Here is a 24,521-nt window from a genome sequence, read left to right as displayed (position 1 = left end):
CGTTTCCTCCTGCTATGGCAAGCGAGAGAGCAAATGGTCGACGCTCTAGGTCGACCATGCAGCGATTGAAGCGAGCTATCGCAGGAGGAAACGTAGGGGAACAAAAAGGAACAAAATCGGGATATCCCTTATGGGAAAAGGGTATGAAAAGGTGAAAAACGTTACCAATAGAAAAAAGGCCGGGAAAAAGGGAGGAAAAGGTCTAGAAAAGTGATGGAAAGACCGGCCTTTCGAATTTACATTTCGTGGAGAACAGGAGGTGATACAAATGGGTGAGATCAAAAATCCAGGGCAAGTGGAAATGGTGCAAAACGAGGGGATCTTCAAGTCCCTCACCAACCAACTCGACCGTGTGTTTCGGCACGCTAACCAAGGCGGGCATAATACACGAGAGAGTTACGAAGCGTGCCTCCGGCGTTTCTGCGCCCACCTGGCGGACGACTATCGGTTGCAGAGCCTGAAAAACTTTGATGCGAAACACGTATTCAGTTATGCCGATGGAATGGTTGAACGAGGCCTTTCAACGAGCTCGATGTATAAGGAGATAGATGCCATCCGATACCTTGATCGCCAACTTCCGGGACATCGCCACGTTCCGGAAATTGATGACATCCGGCAGTACCTGGCGGAAAAAGGAGAACACATGGAAAATCGACAGACCGAAGCCGTGGAACGGGCATGGTCCCCAACAGAACTCGAACGAGCCCTCAATCTGGCAGTGCAAAAGGCGAACTGGTGGAAAGTTGAACAGTTTCTCAAGGTCGACCAACACCTCGGTTTTCGCATCGGCGGCTTCGTCAGAACAACTGTCGAACAAGTCAAGGAGGCTCTTCGTGATGGGGTTTTCCATGTCAGGAGGGGCCAAGAAAAGCATGGTCGTCCGAGAGATATCCCCCTTACTCCAGAAGCCCGTCAGGTTCTTGAAGGCTGGCTCAAGGTGGCATCAGCCAATGGAGTACGAAACGGCTATATTGTAGTAGACCATCGCAAGAGAGAAACCATGAAGAGCGTATCCAAGAGCATCCAAAACTGGCTGTACCGATACCGAGATGCCTTTCAGGACAAAGATCGAGGAAAAGGGGAAAAGCGAGCAAATCTGACGGCCCACGGGGTCCGACATCACTACACGCAGAATACACTGGGGGAGAACGTAGAGAAGTACGATAACATCCGAGATGCGAGGAGAGCCACGTCACAAGCCATCGGGCATAATCGTGACCAAATACTCGACACGTACACCGTCGGTTCACCACTTCACAAGGTCAGGAGCTAGGTGGACTGGATGATCCTACGCCCCGCAAGGGGCGGCGTCCTGAAGGGGCATGTAGAGAACCCTCATCGCTGGATGATGAGGGTTGTGAGGCCTACCAGGGCCTCTTACATCGGCTTCTGCACATACGCTACTACCGCTTTTTCATCTGGAGTCATGGTGCCGTAGGCCTTTAACAGCAATTGATCGATCACATCGCTGTCACTCTTGTACTTCAACGACATCGCCCTTAATGTGGCATAAGCCAAAGGTGACAGATACACACCAACACGCTGTTTGGCCAAGCCCTCTGTCTCCGTGACCTGGGCCTGTCGTGCCTCCCGCCGCTTTGCCGCATAGCACTCCAGACAAATCGTCGGGTTAGCAACTTGACGATAGGCGCTCCGTGGTTTGTCAGTCCGACAGCGTTGACACTTGATTAACTCCTCCGGACCAATTGTAGTTTGGTTCTGCATCTCCATGATGACCACCTCCTATGATCAAGATGGAGACATAGTGCCAAGGGTTGGTGGGATAAAACAAGTCTATGTTTGCGGAAAGCGCTACAATCAGGCCCAGGCAAAACAGCCTTTACTGCACTGGTTGCAAAGGCCTCGTAGTCCAAGGAACAAAACCACGTAGTTCAATCAACAAATCCACGTAGTTCAAATTGACGTAGACACCTCGGCCACTCATGACGATTCCTGAAAACTTCGTAACCGAAGGAACAAAACCTCGTAACCAAAGGAACGTAACGGAACGAAAAAGCCTCCTGCCCATGTGGTGGCAGGGGGCCTTTCGGGATACGCTACAGCTCATCCTGAGTTTTGGGACATACCTATTCTACCACAGTCGTATCAACGAAAAAGCCATCAACGCTCGTCTATATCGTCCAAATAGATCTGCAGCGGCACCACTTTGTCATCATCAAGATCGAGCGGCGGGATAGGGCTCATCCAGGTGCGCCGTTCCTATGCAGTACCACTCGCCAGGCACCACTTCGGTCCAGCGCTCATGCCGGCCTTCTTTGGCCAGCTTTGCGTTTAGCCGAGCGTACTTCCAACTCAAAGGTAAGTCTCGCACAAAGAAGATCTGGCCACCAACCACAACTTTGCGAGCTGGTGGTAGCACGGACTTGGCTGCGTGTTCGTCAGCACCGGTCAAACGTCGATCCTCTTTTCGTCGCCGAAGCCACTTCCACATGCTTTCACCCCTCATCAACTTCTATCCGACCTTCACGCAAGATGACCTCTACCGACACCTGCGGACACTCCTGCTCATCCTCTGACACCCGCCAGATGATCCGATGTGGTTGAGTATCTATCCTGCTGAAAAAGTAGTCAGGGGCAGCCCGCAGGGTGCGCCAGGGACCTCCAGCCTTGGCCAGAGGAGTCACGTCGTATAGGTATGTACGATTGTTGGACAGATGGACACGTATGGACCATAGTTCGGGAACCTCAACGAGCAGTATTTCATGCTCGTCAGCGCCATCATTTTTTGCAGCGGTCTTCTTCCCGTAGAATACTTCAATCCCGTTCGTCGCCGGAGGAGGGCTAATGCCTTTGATGGTAAATGCTCCGCTGCACTTGCCCTTCGGTATGATCACGGGCCTCTTCTCGACCATCGGATATGTCACCTCGATCGAAAGTATTCAAGCGAGTGCCTTTAACGAAAACTGTCCCATAAACCATCGTGGTCATCAACTTTGAACGTTTGCGACTTGTAGCGTCAAAACACGCTGTGTGTTTGCAAATACTCTGTCTCCATTATACCGTTGCATGCTCTTTCGTTGAATTACACTATGTAGTCGACGATGCGCATTGCACCGCCGAAAAATTTGTCATCCCGCAATCGTCCGGTGTGCCGCCGCCTGTTCATCCAACCATTCAAAAAACCGTTTAGGCGGGATAATAATACGATTGCCGTGCCTCATGCAGGGAAAATCCGGGAGATTCGCCATCTGGTACGCCTTGTTCAGGCCGATTCCAAGAATTTTAGCCACCTCTGGAACTGTAAGTGCTTTTGCATACTCTTGCTGCATTTAGCATCCCCTCCTCAGTGTTTATTACTTTGCAACGCAACAGTATCGAGTCTTAATTCGTCACGTCAAGTTTTACGAGGTCACTCGTAAATTTGGACAGATTTGATTTCTTGGATCTATCATGTGGGCACAGGCAGCAGTTGGAAACAGGTTCTGCTCCTGAAAAATGGAGGTGATAGTTATGAACAGCAAAGTGAAAAAGAGTCGGGTCGGCAATAAACCGGGTATCCGGAAAAGGGGGGACAAATATTACGCCCGTGTATTTTGTGGTCGTGATGCAGGGGGAAAGCCTGTTTATGAAGAGAAGGCTTTCTGCACATTATCTGAAGCACAAGAGTTTCGGGCCAAAAAGCTCCTCGAGAAACGGCAGGGGACTTACGTCAAACCATCAAAGGAGTTTCTGAGGGAATTTTGCCGCACTTTCCTCCAAGAAAAAGAGTACCAGGTGCGTGAAGGCACACTGCGTAAGTACTCTTGGCTGGTGAACAAGTATATCATTCCTGAGCTGGGCCACATCGAACTGCGTAAATTGAGGCCGCACCACTTACAAGACCTTTACACTCGTCTCGCAATGCCAGGCGATTGTGAAAAGTGTGGCTTGTCGTTACGCTCAGTCAAGCACATCCATGTCTTGATCAAGCATATTTTGAAACAAGCATGCATTAAAGGCAAAATTTCAGTGAACCCAGCATCGGCGGTCAATCCTCCCAGGCCCCCACAACTTGAAATGCAGACTTGGAGCGAATCCGAAGTGGCTTCATTCCTGGAGGCGGCCCGTAACAGCCGCTACTATATCTTCTTTGCCCTCGCACTCGGAACTGGTATGCGGCTCGGTGAGGTACTCGGTCTGAAGTGGAGGGACGTCGACTGGGTATCGGGGAAAATCCACGTTCAAAGGTCATACACACACGGGCTGCGGGGATACGTTTTCCAACAGCCTAAGACAAAGAAGGGTAACCGGACGATCAAATTGGCCCCCTCCACGTTGCGGGATCTTTATCAGCACCGGTCTGTTCAAGAAGCTGAGCGGCAACAGGCCGGTGACCTTTGGAACGATCAAGACTTAATTGTCACGACGTGTACCGGCAATGCCGTGTTGGCTCACAATGTCCGTTCCACGTTCCTTCGTCTGCTGGCAAAGAGCAGTTTGCCAAGGATCAGGATTCACGACCTTCGGCACACACACGCCACGCTTTTGCTGAAACAGGGAGTCAACGTGAAGGTGGTTTCGGAACGTCTCGGTCACGAAAGCATTAGCGTAACCCTGGACATTTACAGCCACGTCTTAGAGTCAATGCAAGATGAGGCGGCCGAAAAGTTTGATACCATTTTGTCCGTCTCGGTTCCCACATTTGAACACCCATATGGGCAAGATATGGGCACGAGCCTCTAATAAACAAAAGTGCGTGATCCTCGAATCCTCGAGAATCCGCACTACATAAGGGTTTCTCTGGCGCACCCGGAGGGACTCGAACCCCCGCAAGACGTGGTTTAGGAAACCACCGCTCTATCCACCTGAGCTACGGGTGCATACAAACATTATAGTCCATTCTGGCAAAAAATCATATCGCACACGTTTACTAGTTTCTCTCTATCACTTGAATCACTTTCTCTTTGTTCACCCATATCTCATACAATCTCCTATGCTTTATCCACTATATTCGTTTTTAAGTTGGATTTCGGATCGGCAGTCAACAAATGGCTTTGGAACAAATTTTGCGGGAGAGGTAATTGAAGTTGTTCAACAGCCAAGACTAAATATCCAGGTTGACAATGGATGTCCTTAACTCTTAATTCCACACCAAGCGGCTGTATCAAAGAAGGCACATGAACACGTAAACTTTGCCTTAGAACCTCGATTCCTGGCGGACCATCTTTCAATGCTTCACGGAGCTGACGCTCAACAATAGAGGATGGGATATTCACCAATTTGTGAGCAGAAATATCTAAGTTTACAGCATCACTCGCCCAATCTGCAGACGGTTTTGCTATAAAATCAATATTCCACACGAGCAGTTTAACCTGCCCGTGAATACCACTATCTCCTATATCCAAAATTTTAACTTTTACATCTGGTGCAATCTCTGCAAGCATTTGATTGAGATCTGAGCTTGAAAGACGCAATTCCAAATGAGAAACTTTCACAAACAGCCTCCTGACTCCCCCGCAATGCCCTCATTTATTTCAACATCAAAGTTAAACTTTATCTTCGATTCTTTATATTTTCTTTAGTTAACGATCTCGATACCGCCCATATAGGGAACCAACGCTTTAGGCAGGCGTACACTGCCATCCGATTGTTGGCCATTTTCTAACAGAGCAGCCAAGGTTCTCCCTATGGCAAGACCCGACCCATTCAATGTATGCACAAATTCCGGTTTTGATGTTTCAGTTCGCCGAAAACGCAAGTTGGCACGTCTTGCCTGATAGTCTTCAAAATTAGAACAAGAACTGATTTCCCGGTAGGTCTGTTGAGCAGGAAACCACACTTCTAGATCAATTTTTTTTGTTTCTTTTGAACCGAGATCGCCCGTACATATTTCTACAACTCGATAAGGAAGCTCTAACGCTTCAAGAATATCTGCGCAATCCTCAATTAAGCTATCAAGCTCAGCATACGAATTTTCTGGCAACACCAATTTAACCAACTCGACTTTTTGGAATTGATGCAGGCGAATCAAGCCTCTGGTATCTTTGCCAGCACTACCAGCTTCACTTCGAAAACAGGAACTGTATCCAGCAAATTTAACTGGCAATTGTTCAATGCTGAGAATTTCATCACGATAATAATTTGTTAAAGGAACTTCAGCAGTAGGTATTAAGTAATACGGAAGTCCTTCCAAACGAAACATTTCTTCTCCAAATTTAGGTAAATTTCCTGTGCCAACTAAACTATCCGCATTGGCAATAAAAGCAGGAAACATTTCTTGATAGCCATTCTTCTCCGTTTGAAAATCCAGCATAAAATTGGCTAATGCTCTTTCAAGACGTGCACCTAGCCCTTTGTATAAAATAAAACGACTGCCGGTAATCTTTACAGCCCTCTCAAAATCAACAATATCCAATTGTGAAGCAATCTCATAATGATGCTTAGGCTCAAAACTAAATTGCGGTTTTTCACCCCAATGACGAAGAGTGACATTGTCTTCCTCCGAATCTCCATCCGGAACAGACTCATGCGCCACATTAGGGATGGACAAAAGCAAATCTTTGACTGCCGCTTCGCGTTCCCGCACAGTCTCATCTAAAAGTTTAATCCGATCCGATACATCTTTCATAAGACGGATCGATTCGGACGCATCTTCACCTGACTTTTTCTTTTTGGCAATCTCTTCACTCGCTCGATTGCGATCATTTTTTAAACGTTCCACTTCGGCCAATGCTGCACGCCATGACTCGTCCATTGTTAGCAATTGATGAATCAATTCTGGATCTGCTTTTTTGCGTGCAATACCCCGGCGAAAAAATTCTGGATCCTGTCGAATAGCTTTGATATCGAGCATTGTTTCGGTCACCATCTTTTGTCAGGTTTTAGAATGCATAAACTGTCTTAAACTTTGTCCTGCTTCGTTTATATATTTTTAAAAAGTGTAAAAGCTTAGCGGACAGTTTGTAGAGAAGGTTGTACGATTTTCTCGAGAAAATATTGATGAATACGGCTATCATCTGTCAATTCTGGATGAAATGAAATAGCCAAACAATGTTTTTCCTGAACCGCGACTATACGTCCCTGATACCTGGAAAGCACGCGAACATTTTCGCCTACACTTTCAATATGTGGCGCACGAATGAAAACCGCTGGAAAAGGTGTCGATCCGATGACATCCATATCCAAATCTGCTTCAAAAGAATCTTTTTGTCGACCAAAAGAGTTTCGGCTGACCGTAACATCCATAACAGCCAAATGCGGTTGCTCACCACTACTGATTGTTTTCGCCATAACAATCATACCCGCACATGTACCAAAAATTGGAGTACCTTGCTGAACCATTTCACGAATGGGTTCTATTAATCCATATTCCCTCATCAATTTTCCAATTGATGTGCTCTCGCCACCAGGCAATACAATACCATTCAGATTCTCTAGATGTTGACTGCGCTTAATTTCAATAGTGTCAACTCCTAATTGATTGAGCATTCGTTGATGTTCCCGAAATGCCCCTTGTACGGCCACGACACCAATTTTCATCATGGTTCACCTGCCTTCTTGAAAACGACAGCCCGTACAATAAGCACGGGCTGCACTCTATTGTTTCGATCTTTACCAGCCGCGTACAGCCATCCGCTCTTCATCTCGCAATGTATTCAGGTCAATTCCTTTCATTGGCGAGCCCAAACCTTTGGAAAGTTCACCAATCAATTCATAATCTTGATAATGCGTTGTGGCCTGAACAACTGCACGAGCAAACTTTTCAGGATTCTCCGATTTAAAAATACCTGAACCCACAAAAACACCATCTGAACCTAATTCCATCATCAAGGCAGCATCAGCAGGAGTAGCAACTCCACCAGCTGCAAAATTTACTACAGGTAATTTACCAGTATTGTGTACTTCAAGAAGCAGTTCAAAAGGAGCGCCCAAGTTTTTGGCTTCTGCGTACAACTCATCAGTGGACATATTTTGCACTTCACGAATTTTCGCTTGCATCATTCTCTGATGCTTAACCGCTTCAATAATATTGCCTGTTCCCGGTTCGCCTTTCGTCCGAATCATAGAAGCTCCTTCAGCGATTCTCCGCAATGCCTCACCCAAATCACGTGCGCCGCAGACAAATGGCACGGTAAACTTTCTTTTATCCACATGGTATTTATCGTCTGCAGGTGTCAAAACTTCACTCTCATCAATATAATCCACACCGAGAGACTCTAAAATTCTAGCTTCAACAATATGGCCGATCCGGCATTTGGCCATGACTGGAATAGAGACAGCCTTCATTACTTCTTCAATTATGGTCGGATCGGCCATACGGGCAACTCCGCCAGCCGCTCGAATATCGGAAGGCACCCGTTCCAGTGCCATAACTGCGCAAGCACCAGCTGCTTCTGCAATTTTTGCTTGTTCCGCGTTAATGACGTCCATAATGACGCCGCCTTTTTGCATTTCTGCCATACCACGTTTAACTCGTTCGGTTCCCACATTGGTTGCCACTTGTAGTTCCTCCCCATGTATCTTCTGCCATTAATACTGTTAGCAAAAAGTTATCCACAACAATATACACAAGCTAATCTTCTGCTGTGTATAAGTATATCACAACGGCAATTCCGCCTGTATTCAGGACCAGCCATCTAGCAATGATTCTTAGATACTATAATTTGGTGCTTCTTTGGTAATATGCACATCATGCGGATGACTTTCTCGCAATCCAGCTGACGTAATTCGTAAAAATTGGGCATAATTTTGCAAATCTTCTATTGTGGATGCCCCACAGTAACCCATACCTGCTCTTAAACCACCCACTAATTGATAGAGGATTTCTGACAAAGGTCCACGATAGGCAACACGACCTTCTATGCCTTCTGGAACTAATTTTTTTGCCTCTCCTTGAAAATAACGGTCTCCACTGCCAGCTTTCATAGCACCAATCGAACCCATACCCCGATAAACTTTAAAACGTCTTCCTTGATATATCTCAATCTCACCAGGGCTCTCCTCAGTTCCAGCAAGCAAAGATCCAATCATGACCGTGTGAGCGCCAGCAGCTAATGCTTTGACAATATCACCCGAATATTTAATCCCACCATCAGCTATAATAGGCACTCCTCTGCGCCTTCCTACACTAGCACAATCATAGATAGCTGTAATCTGTGGGACACCAATGCCAGCCACCACTCGGGTTGTACAAATAGAACCCGGTCCAATGCCCACTTTTACTGCATTGACACCCGCATCAATTAAAGCCTCTGTTGCTTCAGCTGTAGCTACATTACCAGCTACAATCTGTACGTGACTAAACTGTTTGCGCAAATTTTTAACGGCTTCTATAACTCCTTTTGAATGGCCGTGTGCTGTATCAACAACCAGTACATCCACTTGCGAAGCAACAAGTGCTTCTGCTCGACGATACAAATCTGCTGACACTGTCACTGCGGCTCCAACCAGCAATCTTCCTTGACCATCTTTTGCAGCCTGTGGGTATTGTCGAGCCTTTTCAATATCCTTAATCGTAATTAGCCCTCGTAAAATTCCATTCGCATCTACCAGAGGCAATTTTTCGACTTTATGTTGACGCAGTATTTCTTTTGCATCAGATAACGTCGTTCCAACAGGCGCAGTCACTAAATTCCCGCTTGTCATCACTTCACGAATCGGACGATTATAATTTTTCTCAAAACGTAAATCACGGTTTGTAATAATTCCAACTAATTTACGATTTTCTCCTTCAACAATGGGCACACCGGATATCCGATATTTCGCCATCAAAGATTCTGCATCTTGAATAGGGTGATCCGGTGTCAAGTATATTGGATCAGTGATTACCCCACTTTCAGAACGTTTTACCTTATCCACTTCTTCTGCTTGCTGATCTATCGTCATATTTTTGTGTATAATGCCAATGCCGCCTTCTCTTGCCATAGCAATAGCCAATGAACCATCAGTAACTGTATCCATGGCGGCACTTACAATGGGGACATTTAGCGTGATGTCAGTCGTAATTTTCGTCTTTACATCCACATCTTTAGGAAGTACTTCTGAATAAGCAGGAATCAACAATACATCATCAAACGTCAATCCCTCTTTAATAAATTTATTTTCCCATTGGTTAGACAACCTAAGTCCCCCTTGGAATCAGTTAAAATGCGCCGAATTTCTATCCTCCCGCGCCGTATCGGATAAATATTGCGTGGATTATAACAGTGAAGAATTTTAGGTGTCAATTCAACAAAGTAAAAGGAAAGGCAAATGAGTAGACTTCTATATCATTTGCCACAAAATCGCCTTATAGACAAAATCATCGTAATCTTAGGTATTTAGTTATCTAATAATTTCTATTGTAATCATTTTTATAAAACAAAAAAGTGGCTGTAAGGCAGAGTCCCCAAGGAGGGAAACTCCACACTTAACAGCCACCTGTACTCCTGTTGCCTGGCAACGACCTAGGTTCCCAGGGGTCTTCACCCCAAGTATGCTCGGCGCTGGAGGTCTTCACGGTCGTGTTCGGGATGGGTACGCGTGTATCCCCTCCGCTATGGTCACCAGACTCTTCTTTCCTTTCCAACTGTCTCAGCAAGAGGGATTTTCCTTGGTGAAGGCCTCGACCGATTCGTATCCGTCCGCTCCACGCCTCACGACGCTTCCACGCCGGACCGATCTACCTTATCGTCTATAAGGGGTCTTCCTTCCTTGACGGAATGGGATACGTTATCTTGAGGCAGGCTTCGCGCTTAGATGCTTTCAGCGCTTATCCCTCCCCGACTTGGCTACCCAGCTGTGCCCTTGGCAGGACAACTGGTCCACCAGCGGTCGGTTCATCCCGGTCCTCTCGTACTAAGGACGAACCCTCTCACGTATCCTCCGCCCACGGCAGATAGGGACCGAACTGTCTCACGACGTTCTGAACCCAGCTCGCGTACCGCTTTCATGGGCGAACAGCCCAACCCTTGGGACCGACTTCAGCCCCAGGATGCGATGAGCCGACATCGAGGTGCCAAACCTCCCCGTCGATGTGGACTCTTGGGGGAGATCAGCCTGTTATCCCCGGGGTAGCTTTTATCCGTTGAGCGATGGCCCTTCCACGCAGTGCCACCGGGTCACTAAGCCCGACTTTCGTCCCTGCTCGACCTGTCCGTCTCGCAGTCAAGCTCCCTTGTGCCTTTACACGCCCCGCGCGGTTTCCATCCGCGCTGAGGGAACCTTTGGGCGCCTCCGTTACCTTTTAGGAGGCGACCGCCCCAGTCAAACTGTCCGCCTGACACTGTCCCCACACCCGATTCAGGGTGCCAGGTTAGAAGACTAGCATCTCAAGGGTGGTATCCCAACATCGACTCCACACAGGCTGGCGCCCATGCTTCTGTGTCTCCCACCTATCCTGTACATGACATGCCCGTCTCCCATATCAAGCTACAGTCAAGCTCCACGGGGTCTTTCCGTCTAGCCGCGGGTAACCTGCATCTTCACAGGTATTACAATTTCACCGGGTCTCTCGTTGAGACAGCGCCCAAGTCGTTACGCCTTTCGTGCGGGTCAGAACTTACCTGACAAGGAATTTCGCTACCTTAGGACCGTTATAGTTACGGCCGCCGTTTACTGGGGCTTCAATTCAGAGCTTCGGGCTCTCGCCCTCACCCCTCCTCTTAACCTTCCAGCACCGGGCAGGCGTCAGCCCCTATACTTCGCCTTTCGGCTTCGCAGAGACCTGTGTTTTTGCTAAACAGTCGCTTGGGCCTTTTCACTGCGGCTCTTCTTCAGAGCGCCCCTTCTCCCGAAGTTACGGGGCCATTTTGCCGAGTTCCTTAACGAGAGTGCTCCCGCGCGCCTCCGTGTTCTCCACGCGCCCACCTGTGTCGGTTTCCGGTACGGGCAGATGCATTCTCCCTAGAGGCTTTTCTTGGCAGTGTGACCTCGAGCGCTTCGGTACTCTTCTTCCCTCCCCATCACCGCTCAGAGTTCTCGCCGCGCGGTTTTCCCTGCGCGACCCCCTTGCGGATTGGACGGCCTCTTCCATCCGGCCGCTCGCTCTAGCCTCCTGCGTCACCCCTTCAGTCATGCAAATCCATCTGGTACGGGATTCTCAACCCGTTCTCCTTCGACTACGCCTCTCGGCCTCGCCTTAGGTCCCGACTAACCCTGGGTGGACGATCCTTCCCCAGGAAACCTTGGGCTTTCGGCGGAGGGGATTCTCACCCCTCTTTTCGCTACTCATACCGGCATTCTCACTTCCATAACCTCCACCTTCCCTCTCAAGAAGGCTTCTCCGCTTATGGAACGCTCCCCTACCCTGTGGTCTTCCCACAGCCATAGCTTCGGTGTGTGGTTTAGCCCCGTTACATTTTCCGCGCAGCGTCACTCGACCAGTGAGCTATTACGCACTCTTTCAATGATGGCTGCTTCTAAGCCAACATCCTGGTTGTCTATGCACCGCCACATCGTTTCCCACTTAACCACCCTTGGGGACCTTAGCTGTTGGTCTGGGCTGTTTCCCTCTTGACTACGGATCTTAGCACTCGCAGTCTGACTGCCACGGTTCAATGAAACGGCATTCGGAGTTCGACGGAGCTTGGTAACCCTGGTCGGGCCCCGCACCCCATCGGTGCTCTACCTCCGTCCCTCATCCGTGACGCTAGCCCTAAAGCTATTTCGGGGAGAACCAGCTATCTCCGGGTTCGATTGGAATTTCTCCCCTACCCCCAGTTCATCCCCGGCTTTTCAACGCCGGTGGGTTCGGGCCTCCATGCGGTGTTACCCGCACTTCACCCTGACCAGGGGTAGCTCACCCGGTTTCGGGTCGATGGCAATCAACTTCTCGCCCTCTTCAGACTCGCTTTCGCTTCGGCTCCGGCTTCCCTGCCTTAACCTCGCTCATCACCATCACTCGCCGGTTCATTCTACAAAAGGCACGCCGTCATCCTTTCGGACTCCGACTGCTTGTAAGCACACGGTTTCAGGTTCTCTTTCACTCCGCTCCCGCGGTTCTTTTCACCTTTCCCTCACGGTACTCTCCGCTATCGGTTGCCAGGGAGTATTTAGCCTTAGGAGGTGGTCCTCCCTGATTCCCACGGGGTTCCTCGTGTCCCGCGGTACTTGGGGCCTGCGCTACCTCCCTCGACAAGCTTCGCCTACGGGGCTCTCACCCGCTCTGGCCGACCTTCCCATGTCGTTTGGCTCCCTTGTCTCCTTCGGCCCAGGCAAGACCCTGCCTGGCTGCGCATCCCCTCTACCCCATGATGGCAACGGGGGTCCCCTTCTCCACCATCATGGTTTAGGCTCTTCCGCGTTCGCTCGCCACTACTTGCGGAATCACTCTTGTTTTCTTCTCCTCCAGGTACTGAGATGTTTCAGTTCCCCAGGTTCCCTCCGTCTATCCTATACATTCAGATAGCGGTACCGGCCCATCACGACCGGTGGGTTCCCCCATTCGGACATCCCTGGATCTTCGCTCGCGTACAGCTCCCCAAGGCATTTCGGTGTTCGCCCCGTCCTTCTTCGGCTCCTGGCACCTAGGCATCCTCCGTGCGCCCTTTCTACCTTCACCTTTCTTCCCTCTTGCTGATTCAGTTCTCAAGGTCCTTCGAGCTTATCCCTCTCTCAAGGCATAAGTAGCTTTCGCTAAGTTCTCTCCCGAGAACCCTCAAAACTAAACACGCACGCCTCTCCACCAAACCCCTCTCTCTTCCTAGAAAGGAGGTGATCCAGCCGCACCTTCCGATACGGCTACCTTGTTACGACTTCACCCCAATCATCGACCCCACCTTCGGCGGCTGGCCCCCTTTCGGGTTACCCCACCGACTTCGGGTGTTGCCAACTCTCGTGGTGTGACGGGCGGTGTGTACAAGGCCCGGGAACGGATTCACCGCGGCATGCTGATCCGCGATTACTAGCAATTCCGGCTTCATGCAGGCGAGTTGCAGCCTGCAATCCGAACTACGAGCGGTTTTCAGGGGTTCGCTCCAGATCGCTCTCTCGCTTCCCGTTGTGCCGCCCATTGTAGCACGTGTGTCGCCCAGGACATCAGGGGCATGATGATTTGACGTCATCCCCGCCTTCCTCCGACTTGCGCCGGCAGTCACCTGTGAGTCCCCACCTCTACGTGCTGGTAACACAGGTCAAGGGTTGCGCTCGTTGCGGGACTTAACCCAACATCTCACGACACGAGCTGACGACAACCATGCACCACCTGTCTCCTCTGCCCCGAAGGGACCTACCATCTCTGGTATCGTCAGAGGGATGTCAAGCCCTGGTAAGGTTCTTCGCGTTGCTTCGAATTAAACCACATGCTCCACTGCTTGTGCGGGCCCCCGTCAATTCCTTTGAGTTTCAGTCTTGCGACCGTACTCCCCAGGCGGAGTGCTTATTGGGTTTCCTTCGGCACTGAGGGTGGTACCCCCCAACACCTAGCACTCATCGTTTACGGCGTGGACTACCAGGGTATCTAATCCTGTTTGCTCCCCACGCTTTCGTGCCTCAGCGTCAGTCACTGTCCAGCAAGGCGCCTTCGCCACTGGTATTCCTCCACATCTCTACGCATTTCACCGCTACACGTGGAATTCCCCTTGCCTCTCCAGTACTCAAGTCCTACAGTTTCCAAGGCATTCCCAAGGTTGAGCCCTGGCCTTTCACCCCAGACTTGCAGAACCGCCTACGCACCCTTTACGCCCAGTGATTCCGGACAACGCTTGCCCCCTACGTATTACCGCGGCTGCTGGCACGTAGTTTGCCGGGGCTTCCTCTCGGGGTACCGTCTCGCAAAGAGCATTCCCTCTCCTTGCCGCTCTTCCCCCTTGACTGAGCTTTACAACCCGAAGGCCTTCCTCGCTCACGCGGCGTTGCTCCGTCAGGCTTGCGCCCATTGCGGAAGATTCCCTACTGCTGCCTCCCGTAGGAGTCTGGGCCGTGTCTCAGTCCCAGTGTGGCCGGTCACCCTCTCAGGTCGGCTACGCATCGTCGCCTTGGTAGGCCTTTACCCTACCAACTAGCTAATGCGCCGCGGGGTCCTCTCTCAGCGATGCCGTAGCATCCTTTCCCGCATCAGGCATGCGCCTCATGCGCCTATCCGGCCTTAGCACCCGTTTCCAGGCGTTATTCCGGTCTGTTAGGCAGATTCCCCACGTGTTCCTCACCCGTCCGCCGCTGGTATCTTTCGATACCCGCTCGACTTGCATGTATTAGGCACGCCGCCAGCGTTCGTCCTGAGCCAGGATCAAACTCTCAATGTCTAATTCCTTCTCCCTCGCTCCCTCGAGCTCGGGCACTTCTTCTCTGGCGTTTGGTGATTCTTGTGCGTGTTTAGTTTTCAAGGTTCTCTCGCTGCCAAGGCTCTCTTTCGCGTCCCCTCTTGCAGCGACAGCGACTATCTTACCTCCCTCCAAACTTTTTTGCAACCCCTTTTTCAAAAAAATTTTTATGATTTTATTCTTTGTTACGATTCATAAGAAATCCCCGCCTGTTCACTTACTGTGATCAGACAGGGATTCATTGTTTCATCAGGATTTTCTGCATTGTTTCAGTAAAGATTCTACACTAGCACACTTTATTTACGCGGTAATATAGCATGAAACACAAGATACGATAATCCCACAATTACCCCAAGCGCCAAAAATCCTGCAGCTTGATGTATTGCAAAAATTTCTAAAGGAGACATTTAGACCACTCCTCGTAGATATGATTTTTAGATCGAATCTTCTTCTGTTTCGGTATCGTCTGTCGTTATGACACGAGCTACTGTTGCAACTTCCTCACCATCTGGCACATTAATCAATTTAACACCCTGAGTATTTCGGCTTTGTGTAGAAATATCCGCAACGTGAATGCGTATAGCTACTCCTGCATTGGTAATAATCATTAAATCATCTTGTGAAGTTACCATTCTTAATGCAATAACTACACCATTCTTCTTTGTACAGTTTAACGTTTTAATGCCTTTTCCGCCACGAGATTGAGTACGATAGTCGTCAGCGGGTGTTTTTTTACCATAGCCTCGGCTGGTAACCACCAGCACTTCATGATCTTCCTCAATAACATCCATAGCTATAAGTTCATCATTCGGATTAAGAGCAATTCCTTTGACACCTGTTGCATTTCTACCCATAGTTCTTACATCGGATTCAGGAAAGCGGATGGAGAGCCCGCAGCGTGTCGCCATAATAATATCCTTACTACCGTTTGTTAATTTTACCGAAATAACCTCATCATCTTCTTTTAAATGAAGTGCAATTAAGCCTGTTTTTCGAATATTGGCGTATTCACTTAGAGCAGATTTCTTGACAATGCCCATTCTTGTAGCAAAGAACAAGGTTAGTTGTTCCATATCTTCTTCAGCTATGGTTCCAAGCGGAATAACTGCAGTAATTTTTTCACCCTGTTCGATGTTCAGCAAATTAATGATGGGCACACCTTTAGCCTGGCGACTAAATTCAGGAATTTCATATGCCTTAAGATTGTATACTCTTCCACGATTCGTAAAAAAGAGAACCGGGCTATGGGAAGAGCAGATGTGCAAATGCTCAACAAAATCTTCTTCTCGAGTTCCCATCATGGTCATACCACGGCCACCACGACGCTGGCTTTGGTAAGTTGACAATGGAATACGCTTGACATAACCAGCATGCGTTATGGTAATCGCAACGTCTTGCACAGGAATGAGATCCTCTTCATTGATATCTCCCTCTGCAGCTACAATCTCTGTACGTCTTTCATCACCAAATTTATCGCGAATTTGTATAATTTCTTCTCGAATGACGCCCATTAATCTCGATTCATCGGCTAGAATAGCCCGTAACTCACTGATTAATTTTTGCAATTCTGCATACTCAGCTTCAATTTTTTCTCTTTCTAAACCAGTCAAACGCTGAAGACGCATATCCAATATTGCCTGGGCTTGTTCTTGCGATAATCCAAATCGTTGAATTAATCCCTCTCTTGCTTCATCAACTGTTTGAGAAGCGCGTATTAAGGCTATAACCGCATCTAAATGATCAAGTGCGATTCTTAACCCTTCAAGAATATGGGCCCTTGCTTCAGCTTTTCTTAAATCATACTGCGTTCTTCGTGTGACTACTTCTTTTTGATGTTCCAAGTAATGATAAAGCATTTGGCGCAAATTAAGTACTTTAGGCTCACCATTAACCAACGCCAAATTGATGATGCCGAAATTTGTTTGCAAACCAGTAAATTTAAAAAGATTATTTAATACAACTTGAGGCCTTACGTCCCGGCGCAATTCTATAACCATTCTCATGCCGTTTCGGTCAGATTCGTCTCGAAGATCAGTAATACCATCTATTTTTTTGTCTCTTGCTAATTCTGCAATTTTCTCCACTAATCTGGCTTTATTTTGTTGATATGGAATTTCCGTAACTACAATTCTAGTTTTCCCACCCGACATTTCTTCAAATTCTGTTTTTGCTCTGACCGTTATACTGCCACGACCAGTTTCATAAGCACGGCGAATGCCATCTCTACCCAGAATAATGCCACCAGTAGGAAAATCGGGTCCCTTAATATAATTCATCAATTCCGATACTGTGACATCTGGATGATCAATCATGGCAACAACACCATTGATGACTTCGCGTAAATTGTGTGGAGGGATATTTGTAGCCATTCCTACTGCAATTCCAGACGATCCGTTTGCCAATAAATTTGGAAAACGGGCAGGTAATACAAGTGGCTCCTGTTCATTTTCGTCGTAGTTAGGACCAAAATTAACAGTCTCTTTCTGTATATCTCTTAATAATTCCATCGCAATAGCTGACATGCGAGACTCTGTATAACGCATGGCAGCCGCAGAATCTCCATCTACAGAACCAAAGTTTCCATGTCCATCCACTAATAGATAGCGTGTTGAAAATTCTTGGGCCAGTCTAACGAGAGCATCATAAACAGAAGCATCGCCGTGCGGATGATAACGTCCAAGTACATCACCCACAATGCGTGCTGATTTTTTATATGGTTTTTCATGTGTCATTCCAGATTCGTACATCGCATATAAAATTCGACGATGTACAGGTTTTAATCCATCCCTGACATCCGGAATCGCACGACTGATAATAACGCTCATAGCGTAATCCATAAAGGATTGACGTACTTCATCACCTAAATCAATGGGTATAACTTTGCCCATGTAATCTTGAGACAACTAAATCCCCCTAAGATCTCTCTTCTTCCATGATGAAAGATTAAATATCCAAATTTCGAACATAACGCGCATGTTCTTCTATAAATTCACGGCGTGGTTCAACTTTGTCGCCCATTAAAATACTGAACGTTTGTTCAGCAGCCATCGCATCTTCTGTAGTTACCCTTAATAGTGTGCGCGTACTCGGATCCATCGTGGTTTCCCAAAGCTGTGTCGGATTCATTTCACCCAGACCTTTATAGCGCTGAATATTGATATTCTGTCGACCTATTTCTTGTAGAATTTGCTCAAGTTGTTGATCTGAGTATGCGTATTGAATATTTTTTCCTTTTGTAATTTTATAAAGCGGTGGTTGTGCAATATATACATAACCCGCATCAATAAGTGGTCTCATGAATCGATACAACAATGTAAGTAAAAGAATGCGGATGTGGCTTCCATCGTGATCGGCATCTGTCATAATCACAATTTTATGATATCTAGCTTTTGTAATATCAAAATCTTCTCCAATGCCCGTTCCACTCGCTGTGATAATAGATCGAACTTCTTCATTGGAGAGTACCTTATCCAAGCGCGATTTTTCTACATTGATAATTTTTCCGCGAATTGGAAGTATAGCTTGAAAAGTTCTATCTCTACCCGATTTTGCCGATCCGCCTGCTGAATCACCCTCGACAATATAGAGTTCGCAAATAGATGCGTCTTTTGAAGAACAATCAGCTAATTTTCCAGGCAATGAACTGACTTCCAAAGCATTTTTACGCCTGGTTAACTCTCTTGCTTTACGCGCAGCTTCTCTTGCCCGCGCAGCCATCACTGCTTTTTCAACAATTTTTTTTGCAACAGAAGGATGTTCATCTAAAAATGTTTGTAATTTTTCACCAAATAAGCTTTCCACAATTCCACGAACTTCTGAATTGCCAAGCTTTGTTTTGGTTTGTCCTTCAAATTGCGGTTCGGGCACTTTAACACTAACAATAGCAGTTAAACCTTCCCTGACATCGTCACCTGTCAAGTTATTGTCCGATTCTTTTATCGCGTTTAACTTGCGAGCAAAATCGTTAATCACTCTTGTTAATGCACTTTTAAATCCAGATTCGTGTGTACCACCTTCATGAGTATTAATATTATTAGCAAATGAAAAAAGCGTTGCTGAATAACCGTCGTTATATTGCAGAGCGATTTCAACCGTTACATCATCTTTTTTCCCACTCACAAAAACGGGATCTTCATGAAGCACATCTTTAGATTTATTTAGAAATTCTACAAATTCCGCAACACCGCCAGAATAATGGAAATTTAATTTTTTCCCGCCATCACGTTCATCTTGAAAAATGATTTCCAATCCAGCATTTAAAAAAGCAAGTTCTCTAAGTCGATTCTGTAAAATTTCAGAATCAAAAACTATTGTTTCTGTAAAAATTTCAGGATCTGGTCTAAAAGAAACACTGGTTCCTGTATGATCTGTGCTACCAATTACTCGTAGATCGTAGAGAGGTGTACCTCTTTCATATTCCTGTTCGTAAATTTTTCCATCCCTATGAACTTCCACTCTCAGCCATGTGGAAAGGGCATTGACGACAGATGCACCAACACCATGTAAACCTCCTGATACCTTATAACCACTTCCACCAAACTTACCGCCTGCATGAAGAACGGTTAATGCTGTTTCTACAGCTGGTCTTCCGGTTTTTGGATGAATTCCAACTGGAAAACCGGCGCCATTATCCACAACAGTCACAGAATTATCAGGATGAATCTGGACAAGAATACGGTCACAGCGACCAGCAAGCGCTTCATCCACAGCATTATCTACAATTTCCCAAACCAGATGATGAAGACCTCTTGAACTGGTTGATCCGATATACATACCAGGACGTTTTCGAACAGCTTCCAATCCTTCAAGAACCTGAATTTGCGTTTCATCATATACTTTCGCAGTCGCGTTTGTTTCGGACAATGACATTCCCTCCGAGATCATCGAATCAAATACAATCGCATGAGTCATTTTGTATAAACTCATCTGGTAATGAAACATCTTGTAGATGATCCTCTAGAATAAACATTCGTTTTTTTAGAGTCATTACAGATACGGGAGATAAATAGATTTTTTGAAAAGTCACTACTACAGATTTAATATCTTCCGCATCAATCATCTCAAGAGAATAATCGGCATAGGCATTTTTAAAAAAGCTTTCTGTATTTGCACTCTCTCCAATGCGCCAATCAAAGATACCTACCAATTGGTCTACGTGAATGGCTACATCACCGCCAATGTGCAAATACATGATATTCACTATCCTTCCGAAGTAAGTATACCAGAATCAACTTTGTAGAGTTTTGGCGCCATGCGAAAATAGTCAGCTAAAGATGACCAACTTGTTGTCGTAAGGATAGTTTGAACTTTTTCTGTCATTGAAAGAAGCAGATTTTTTTGTCGATCATCATCTAACTCTGATAGTACATCGTCCAGTAAAAGAACAGGATATTCCCTAGATAATTTATACAATAACTCAATTTCGGCAAGCCTGAGAGAGAGAGCTATCGTTCTTTGTTGTCCTTGACTGCCATATTTTTTAGCATCTTTCTCATTTAAATAAAATAACAAGTCATCTCTATGTGGTCCTATAGTGGTTATGCACTGATGGATATCTTGTTTTCTTTGTTTTTGTAAACCTGTATATAGAGCTTCTTGAAATTCATAAATGGTAAAGGAGTATAAATAAGCATCATCTATACGTAGCGAAGAATCATATTTTATATTAAGTTTTTCTTTTTGATAAGCTATTTTTTCATATAAGGATGAAGCAATATGGTTCAAATCTTTAAAAAAATCGATTCTCTTTAATAAAATATAAGATCCATGTATAGATAATTGTTCATCAAGAACATCTAACAATGATTCATCAATGTTGTGAGATTTTAAAAATCGATTTCGTTGCTGCAAAGTTTTATTATACAGTGCTAAATGATAGAGATAGGTAGGCTGGCTTTGTCCTATCTCTATATCTAAAAATCTCCTTCTTAAGGCAGGACTGCCTTTAAGAAGTTGTAAATCTTCAGGAGAAAATAAGACAACTTGCAAATGTCCGATATAGTCGGACATTTTTTTATATGGAGCATGATTAATCCAAGCTTTTTTCCCTACATTCTCTTCAATTTGAATTTCTAATTGATAATTCCTGATTTCATGTTCAACTAATGTTTTAAGTGTCGATCTCGTTTCTCCAAATTGGATAAGTTCATAATCTCTCACAGTTCTATGAGATTTACCAATACCTAAATAAAAAATGCTTTCTAACGCGTTAGTTTTTCCTTGTCCATTTTCTCCAACGAAAACATTGAGTGTAGGAGATAATTCAAAGAATACATGTCTATAATTGCGATAATTTTCGAGATCAACCCATTTAACAATCATTCTTTATCAGCCTTAAGTAAATACGACTTATTTTGAATCGTTAAGACATCATTAGAAACTAATTTTTTACCTCTTCTGGTTTCTATCATTCCGTTTACAAGAACTCGGTTTTCTTCTAAAAAGATTTTTACATCTCCTCCAGAAGAAACATAATTTAATTTCTTTAGTAATTGACCCAAAGTTATATATTCATTATAAAATATAATTTTTTCCATATGTATAATTACCTCGTTAAAACAGGAGAAATTAATTGTAATGACCCATTCTCCTGATTTTCCAATATCACAAACGGTTGATTAGATCCATTTAAGCGAATGGTTACTGTTTCAGATTCTAAATTTCTTAAAGCGTCCAAAACGTAACGTCCATTAAAAGTTATTTGTACATCTTCACCTAATTTTTCATTAATCCACAGTTGTTCTTGAACATTTCCAATCTCAGGTGAATTAGAAGACATTGACATTTCATTGTTTTGAATTTCCATTTTTACTTTGTTATTTTCTTTGTCTCTTAAGATAAGAACTGCTCGATCAACTGCAGATAAAAGTTCAGATCTGTTAATCAGCAATTCTGTTTTCCACTGACTTGGAATCAATCTGCTTGTGTCTGGATAGGCTCCGCTCAATAAGCGGGTATAAACATGCATAGAACCGAATATGAATAGAGAGTGACCCTCCGATAATTGCAAGACAACTTCTTCATCACTATCAGGAAGTATTTTGGCTAATTCATTTAAAGATTTTCCAGGAAGAACTGCTGAAATTGTATGATTCTTTACTTCTTCGAAAGGATATTTTTTTGTAGCTAATCGGAGTCCATCTGTCGCTGTAAAACTTAAAAAGTCTCGATTTAATTCAACATGCAGGCCAGTTAAGATAGGTCGTACTTCGGATGAGGAAGTTGCAAAAACTGTTGATTCTATTAATGAACGTAATTTTTTGGATGATACCTTAAATGCGTTGGAGGATAAAAAAGAAGGTAATTTAGGAAATTCTGAAGCATCAATACCATGTAGATGAAACTCAGAATGTCCTGAAACAATTTTTGTGATGTAGTTGGAATTAGTCTGTATTTGAACCTTTTCATCTGGTAATTTTCGAATGACATCCAAAAAATATCTTGCTGGTAAAACTATACTACCAGGCTCTGATATTCGCAGAAACGTTGGATCTTCTGTTTGAACAGATAATTCATCTTGAATACCGAGTTCTAAATCATATGCTGTTGCAATAAGTGTATTGGATGAAAGATTGATTAGTATTCCTGAGAGAATTTGTTTGGTCGTTCTTGTAGCTACAGCTCTTGAAACATTAATTATGAGATTGAGAAGAGCATTTTTATTTACGATACAATGCATGGGAGATGAAACTCCTTTCAAAAATTTACATCTGATTTTCTATGACCAAACTAGTAGTAGATAGATAGTATATAGATCTTTTTACTAGTACAAGTAATAGTAATAACGCCTGTTTTTTTGTGGATAACTTAAAGATTCGCTGTAATCACTAGCGTTTTTCCTTGTGGATAATATGTGCATAACTTATTTTTTCTTGTGAGAAAAACTAAAAGTTGTCCACATTTCATCACAAATCATCACAAAGTACGAATTGCCTCAGATAGTCTCTCAACAATCGCTCGTATCTCATCATTTTTTGTCATTTCTTCTGTGACTCTTTCACAAGCGTGCAGAACGGTTGTATGATCTCGCCCACCAAATGCTTCTCCTATTCTTGGTAAAGATAGGTCGGTTAATTCTCTGGTTAAATACATGGCTATCTGTCTTGGAAAAGCTATATTTCTTGTTCGTTTTTTTGCCTTTAAGTCTTCTAGCTTTAAGCTGAAGTGATCACCTACAACTTTTTGGATATGGGATACATTAATGGTTTGCTTGTTTCCTCTTTGAATGAGTTCTTGCAATGCTTCTTCTGCCAGGCCGAGAGAAATATCTGAATTCACCAATGAAGAATAAGCAACGATTCGAATGAGAGCTCCTTCTAATTCTCGAATATTAGAATTTACCTGATTGGCGATGTAATATGTAACATCTTCAGGGATACTGATTCCTTCTGATTTAGCTTTTCTCTGCAGGATAGCAATACGTGTTTCTAAATCCGGTGGTTGAATATCTGTAATCAGTCCCCATTCAAAGCGCGATCTCAATCTATCTTCTAATGTAGGTATCTCCCTGGGTGGACGATCGCTGGAAATTACAATTTGCTTAGCTTCTTCATGTAAAGTATTGAATGTATGGAAAAATTCTTCTTGTGTTTGTTCTTTTTTAGCTAAAAATTGAATGTCATCAATTAACAAAACGTCAATAGAGCGATATCGATTTCGAAAATTACCGGTACTATTCTCTCGAATTGCGGTAATAAATTCATTTGTAAAACGTTCAGAAGATAAATATAAAACTTTAGAATAAGGCCTTAGCTTTTTGGAAAGTTGCCCAATGGCATGCATCAAGTGCGTTTTTCCTAGTCCAACTCCTCCATAAATAAATAGAGGATTATAGTTTTTGGCTGGTTTTTCTGCTACAGCTAAGCTTGCTGCATGTGCAAAACGATTACTAGCACCTATCACAAAATTTTCGAAAGTATAACGAGGATTAAAGTTTGTAGTTTCAAAGACTTCTTCAGATTGTTGACTCTCGCCATTCTGAATTGTCGTTTGAATTTCAATAACTGACTGACTTTTATCTTTGTGGTCAGCGAAATTTGAGGTATCTTTCTCTCGATCACGAGGATCAGTTAGCGGATCGTGAATAAATTGTAAATTGAATTCTTTATCTGTTAACGCAGTTATTGTATTTTGAATTACCGTATAGAAGTGTTTTTCTAACCAATTTCTAGTAAATAAAGTAGAAGCTTGAATAACAATTGTATTGTCTGATTCCCGATAAGCTGCAATTCGGGTGCCTGAAAACCAAGTTTCAAATGTTGGAGTCGTTGTTCTTTCCTGAATGACAGTTAAAACTTGAGACCATAAATCGTCAAAATAATCGGTTTTCAATACTGTGCTCAT

General features: G+C 44.9%; 17 protein-coding genes, 1 tRNA gene and 3 rRNA genes. 2 read left to right on the top strand and 19 right to left on the bottom strand.

The genetic code is table 11. The features are described from left to right. The first annotated feature begins 268 nt into the window (after positions 1-268). Positions 269-1,273: a tyrosine-type recombinase/integrase gene (locus FY534_RS00105; RefSeq protein WP_203114898.1), complete on the top strand. Its 1,005-nt coding sequence runs from the start codon at positions 269-271 to the stop codon at positions 1,271-1,273. A gap of 104 nt (positions 1,274-1,377) precedes the next feature. Here the strand turns inward: FY534_RS00105 and FY534_RS00100 are convergent, their stop codons facing one another. The 3 genes from FY534_RS00100 to FY534_RS00090 all read right to left on the bottom strand — a co-directional run bounded on the left by FY534_RS00100 (position 1,378) and on the right by FY534_RS00090 (position 3,290). Beyond that, positions 1,378-1,731 (bottom strand): hypothetical protein, encoded by a 354-nt coding sequence (locus tag FY534_RS00100; RefSeq protein ID WP_203114897.1) that lies wholly within the window; start codon positions 1,729-1,731, stop codon positions 1,378-1,380. A gap of 725 nt (positions 1,732-2,456) precedes the next feature. Further along, the gene (locus tag FY534_RS00095; protein WP_203114896.1) at positions 2,457-2,873 is read right to left on the bottom strand and encodes a hypothetical protein; all 417 of its coding nucleotides are present in this window, start codon (positions 2,871-2,873) and stop codon (positions 2,457-2,459) included. A 216-nt stretch (positions 2,874-3,089) separates the two neighbouring features. After that, complete coding sequence (locus tag FY534_RS00090; RefSeq protein ID WP_203114895.1) at positions 3,090-3,290, bottom strand: helix-turn-helix domain-containing protein; 201 nt, start codon at positions 3,288-3,290, stop codon at positions 3,090-3,092. 181 nt (positions 3,291-3,471) lie between these two features. On the opposite strand from FY534_RS00090, the gene FY534_RS00085 reads away from it, so the two are divergent. Then, positions 3,472-4,683, top strand: a complete 1,212-nt coding sequence (locus FY534_RS00085; RefSeq protein ID WP_203114894.1) for a tyrosine-type recombinase/integrase — start codon at positions 3,472-3,474, stop codon at positions 4,681-4,683. A 58-nt stretch (positions 4,684-4,741) separates the two neighbouring features. On the opposite strand, the gene FY534_RS00080 is transcribed toward FY534_RS00085, so the two are convergent. The 16 genes from FY534_RS00080 to dnaA all read right to left on the bottom strand — a co-directional run bounded on the left by FY534_RS00080 (position 4,742) and on the right by dnaA (position 24,521). Beyond that, a tRNA-Arg gene (locus FY534_RS00080) sits at positions 4,742-4,820 on the bottom strand. 111 nt (positions 4,821-4,931) lie between these two features. Next, positions 4,932-5,435: a hypothetical protein gene (locus FY534_RS00075; RefSeq protein ID WP_072873715.1), complete on the bottom strand. Its 504-nt coding sequence runs from the start codon at positions 5,433-5,435 to the stop codon at positions 4,932-4,934. Positions 5,436-5,518: 83 nt separating this feature from the next. Beyond that, complete coding sequence (gene serS, locus FY534_RS00070) at positions 5,519-6,793, bottom strand: serine--tRNA ligase (protein WP_072873716.1); 1,275 nt, start codon at positions 6,791-6,793, stop codon at positions 5,519-5,521. 95 nt (positions 6,794-6,888) lie between these two features. Continuing rightward, on the bottom strand, positions 6,889-7,479 hold the full coding sequence (pdxT, locus tag FY534_RS00065) for a pyridoxal 5'-phosphate synthase glutaminase subunit PdxT (protein WP_304503220.1): 591 nt from the start codon (positions 7,477-7,479) through the stop codon (positions 6,889-6,891). 72 nt (positions 7,480-7,551) lie between these two features. After that, positions 7,552-8,427 carry a pyridoxal 5'-phosphate synthase lyase subunit PdxS gene (gene pdxS / locus FY534_RS00060; protein WP_255567419.1) on the bottom strand — a complete coding sequence of 292 codons (876 nt, stop codon included), beginning with the start codon at positions 8,425-8,427 and terminating at the stop codon, positions 7,552-7,554. 162 nt (positions 8,428-8,589) lie between these two features. Then, positions 8,590-10,059 carry an IMP dehydrogenase gene (gene guaB / locus FY534_RS00055; RefSeq protein WP_203114892.1) on the bottom strand — a complete coding sequence of 490 codons (1,470 nt, stop codon included), beginning with the start codon at positions 10,057-10,059 and terminating at the stop codon, positions 8,590-8,592. A 313-nt stretch (positions 10,060-10,372) separates the two neighbouring features. Continuing rightward, positions 10,373-10,489 (bottom strand): 5S ribosomal RNA (gene rrf, locus FY534_RS00050). A 42-nt stretch (positions 10,490-10,531) separates the two neighbouring features. Continuing rightward, a 23S ribosomal RNA gene (locus FY534_RS00045) occupies positions 10,532-13,480 on the bottom strand. 145 nt (positions 13,481-13,625) lie between these two features. After that, positions 13,626-15,161: ribosomal RNA gene (locus FY534_RS00040) — 16S ribosomal RNA — on the bottom strand. Together the 16S, 23S and 5S rRNA genes form the textbook arrangement of a ribosomal RNA operon. A 452-nt stretch (positions 15,162-15,613) precedes the next feature. Beyond that, positions 15,614-18,067, bottom strand: coding sequence for a DNA gyrase subunit A (gene gyrA / locus FY534_RS00035; RefSeq protein WP_203115491.1), 2,454 nt, complete (start codon positions 18,065-18,067; stop codon positions 15,614-15,616). 55 nt (positions 18,068-18,122) lie between these two features. Beyond that, positions 18,123-20,048, bottom strand: a complete 1,926-nt coding sequence (gene gyrB / locus FY534_RS00030) for a DNA topoisomerase (ATP-hydrolyzing) subunit B (RefSeq protein WP_072874421.1) — start codon at positions 20,046-20,048, stop codon at positions 18,123-18,125. A 19-nt stretch (positions 20,049-20,067) separates the two neighbouring features. Then, positions 20,068-20,370 carry an extracellular matrix regulator RemB gene (gene remB, locus FY534_RS00025; protein WP_203114891.1) on the bottom strand — a complete coding sequence of 101 codons (303 nt, stop codon included), beginning with the start codon at positions 20,368-20,370 and terminating at the stop codon, positions 20,068-20,070. An 8-nt stretch (positions 20,371-20,378) separates the two neighbouring features. Then, the gene (gene recF, locus FY534_RS00020) at positions 20,379-21,500 is read right to left on the bottom strand and encodes a DNA replication/repair protein RecF (RefSeq protein WP_203114890.1); all 1,122 of its coding nucleotides are present in this window, start codon (positions 21,498-21,500) and stop codon (positions 20,379-20,381) included. After that, positions 21,497-21,715 carry a S4 domain-containing protein YaaA gene (gene yaaA, locus FY534_RS00015; RefSeq protein WP_072874406.1) on the bottom strand — a complete coding sequence of 73 codons (219 nt, stop codon included), beginning with the start codon at positions 21,713-21,715 and terminating at the stop codon, positions 21,497-21,499. Before yaaA ends, recF begins: the two co-directional genes overlap by 4 nt. A gap of 8 nt (positions 21,716-21,723) precedes the next feature. Continuing rightward, positions 21,724-22,857 (bottom strand): DNA polymerase III subunit beta, encoded by a 1,134-nt coding sequence (gene dnaN, locus FY534_RS00010; RefSeq protein ID WP_203114889.1) that lies wholly within the window; start codon positions 22,855-22,857, stop codon positions 21,724-21,726. Positions 22,858-23,093: 236 nt separating this feature from the next. Beyond that, positions 23,094-24,521, bottom strand: a complete 1,428-nt coding sequence (gene dnaA, locus FY534_RS00005) for a chromosomal replication initiator protein DnaA (protein WP_203114888.1) — start codon at positions 24,519-24,521, stop codon at positions 23,094-23,096.

It is taken from the genome of Alicyclobacillus sp. TC (genome assembly GCF_016804365.1).
GTDB classification, from domain to species: domain Bacteria; phylum Bacillota; class Bacilli; order Alicyclobacillales; family Alicyclobacillaceae; genus Alicyclobacillus_I; species Alicyclobacillus_I tolerans.
This window is presented reverse-complemented; position numbering and strand designations above follow the sequence as displayed.

What these genes read in the sequence shown, in the direction of transcription:
- FY534_RS00085 (WP_203114894.1), top strand. Translation starts at nt 3,472, where the DNA reads ATGAACAGCAAAGTGAAAAAGAGTCGGGTCGGCAATAAACCGGGTATC.
- recF (WP_203114890.1), bottom strand. Translation starts at nt 21,500, where the DNA reads ATGATTGTTAAATGGGTTGATCTCGAAAATTATCGCAATTATAGACAT.
- dnaA (WP_203114888.1), bottom strand. Translation starts at nt 24,521, where the DNA reads ATGAGCACAGTATTGAAAACCGATTATTTTGACGATTTATGGTCTCAA.
- dnaN (WP_203114889.1), bottom strand. Translation starts at nt 22,857, where the DNA reads ATGCATTGTATCGTAAATAAAAATGCTCTTCTCAATCTCATAATTAAT.
- FY534_RS00095 (WP_203114896.1), bottom strand. Translation starts at nt 2,873, where the DNA reads ATGGTCGAGAAGAGGCCCGTGATCATACCGAAGGGCAAGTGCAGCGGA.
- remB (WP_203114891.1), bottom strand. Translation starts at nt 20,370, where the DNA reads ATGTATTTGCACATTGGCGGTGATGTAGCCATTCACGTAGACCAATTG.
- FY534_RS00105 (WP_203114898.1), top strand. Translation starts at nt 269, where the DNA reads ATGGGTGAGATCAAAAATCCAGGGCAAGTGGAAATGGTGCAAAACGAG.
- gyrA (WP_203115491.1), bottom strand. Translation starts at nt 18,067, where the DNA reads ATGGGCAAAGTTATACCCATTGATTTAGGTGATGAAGTACGTCAATCC.
- yaaA (WP_072874406.1), bottom strand. Translation starts at nt 21,715, where the DNA reads ATGGAAAAAATTATATTTTATAATGAATATATAACTTTGGGTCAATTA.
- FY534_RS00100 (WP_203114897.1), bottom strand. Translation starts at nt 1,731, where the DNA reads ATGGAGATGCAGAACCAAACTACAATTGGTCCGGAGGAGTTAATCAAG.
- FY534_RS00090 (WP_203114895.1), bottom strand. Translation starts at nt 3,290, where the DNA reads ATGCAGCAAGAGTATGCAAAAGCACTTACAGTTCCAGAGGTGGCTAAA.
- pdxT (WP_304503220.1), bottom strand. Translation starts at nt 7,479, where the DNA reads ATGAAAATTGGTGTCGTGGCCGTACAAGGGGCATTTCGGGAACATCAA.
- gyrB (WP_072874421.1), bottom strand. Translation starts at nt 20,048, where the DNA reads ATGTCATTGTCCGAAACAAACGCGACTGCGAAAGTATATGATGAAACG.
- serS (WP_072873716.1), bottom strand. Translation starts at nt 6,793, where the DNA reads ATGCTCGATATCAAAGCTATTCGACAGGATCCAGAATTTTTTCGCCGG.